This is a genomic window from Vibrio sp. 1288 (genome assembly GCF_033344475.1).
The window spans coordinates 1-543 of sequence record NZ_JAWPOX010001007.1; the positions used below are offsets into that span (position 1 = coordinate 1).

Annotated in this window: 1 pseudogene; it reads right to left on the minus strand. The window is 45.7% G+C overall.

Going from position 1 to position 543, the window contains the following annotated elements:
- Positions 1 to 457 (minus strand): annotated as a pseudogene (locus R8O11_RS30605) (hypothetical protein); the annotation flags it as partial.
- Positions 458 to 543 lie beyond the last annotated feature (86 nt).

Sequence of the window (543 nt, forward strand, 5' to 3'; positions counted from 1 at the left end):
CAAGCTCATGAGTCGATGCGGCAAGTTTGTGTTCGTTGGTGATGCGCCAAACATTGCCAAGACCAATCAGGGATTCAATCTGAATCTCAATGTCATCGACCAAAGCCGATTGCTCCAAGGCATTAATCCAATATTGCTGCGCCGAGTAATATTTGGCTTGTCCCCAGTATTGAAGGGCGAAGATATGCAGAATTTCTGGAAGGTGATCGTCGGTGTCCAGTTGGATTTGCTTATTGTAGGCGTCTTTGATGAATTTCAGCCCTTGGCGATATTCCATCAAACACCAACAACTGTGCGCCATGACGAGTAACGCTTTGATTTCTCCGTCAATAAACAGTATTTGTTCCGCGCGAATGCGGCACTGCTCGGCGAGGCGAAGAGTGCGTTCAGGGTGCGTTTTCACTTGCCCTTTGAGTGAGTTAAGCTCGTCTTCTAGCTGAATTTGGGTTTTATCCAACGTTCACATCCATGACTATCGAACTGGAATTTACACCTAAATAATAAGTGGTTAGATGCGTACTTCATTACGAGTGCAGCATGAAA